A 966-nucleotide genomic window follows, 5' to 3' on the forward strand; every position below is an offset into this window, starting at 1 on the left:
GCGGTCAGACCGGACGCTTACAAATGAACAGGCCTTCAGGCATTTTCACCATACCATCCGTTCAAGGCATCTTTTGAATAAACTCTTACTGGTCCAGCCAGGCAATTGATCGGCGCAACACCCACACGATCAAGCTTGCGCGCGAGATGGATAGGTCTGACGCCCTGCTCGTTCGCCAACTGCCCGAGCGTGACATATTGCTGTTCGAACTCTGAGATGCTTCGTTTGGTGAAGTATTGCTTCACATGATTAGTGTCCGGATTCTTGCGAAAAATTGCCTCTAAGAACCCCGCATCCCTCAATCGCCGAATGACGGCTACATTGACCTTGAGATACTTCGCCGTTTCATCTGAAGTAAGGTTCCCGATGAGTTTGATCAGCACCTTTTCGGAAAGCAGGGACCACTCCACTTCAATCGCTTGCAACCCAATCCCTTCACCCCGACAGAGCTTTCCTTCGAGCTCACCCTGCACCCAAAGGGTAATAATTTGAACCATCGTGACCTGCTTCAAGCGACAATATACTCGCAATGGCACAAGTGATTTCTCCGGTAGCGTGCTAGGGTCAGGCCCCATTGATTTCCGATGGGTGGCATGATTCACGGTTCGAAAAACGCGCGGTGACATGTCTGATCNCTCGCAATGGCACAAGTGATTTCTCCGGTAGCGTGCTAGGGTCAGGCCCCATTGATTTCCGATGGGTGGCATGATTCACGGTTCGAAAAACGCGCGGTGACATGTCTGATCTTTTCTGGTTGAGCGACGCCCAGATGGCGCGTCTTGAGCCCTTCTTTGCCAAGTCCCACGGCAAGCCACGGGTCGATGGCCGGCGCGTGTTGAGCGGAATTATCTTCATCAATCGCAACGGCTTACGTTGGCGTGACGCGCCTGAAGATAAAGGCCCACACAAGACGCTCTGCAATCGCTGGAAGCGGTGGAGCGACAAGGGCGTTTTCGCCCGGATGAT

At 53.0% G+C, this 966-nt stretch carries 2 protein-coding genes; one reads left to right on the top strand and one right to left on the bottom strand.

Annotation, left to right across the window (positions count from 1 at the left end):
• Nucleotides 1-35: 35 nt before the first annotated feature.
• A complete protein-coding gene (locus ACFMPD_RS17535; RefSeq protein WP_380997338.1) occupies nt 36-497 on the bottom strand; it encodes a hypothetical protein in 462 nt (153 codons plus the stop codon).
• A 239-nt stretch (nt 498-736) separates the two neighbouring features.
• On the opposite strand from ACFMPD_RS17535, the gene ACFMPD_RS17540 reads away from it, so the two are divergent.
• Nucleotides 737-966, top strand: a 230-nt coding sequence (locus tag ACFMPD_RS17540; protein ID WP_380997341.1) for a transposase, incomplete at its 3' end; no start/stop codon positions are given.

The sequence above is a fragment of the Sedimentitalea sediminis genome (genome assembly GCF_042687825.1).
Classification (GTDB): Bacteria; Pseudomonadota; Alphaproteobacteria; order Rhodobacterales; family Rhodobacteraceae; genus Sedimentitalea.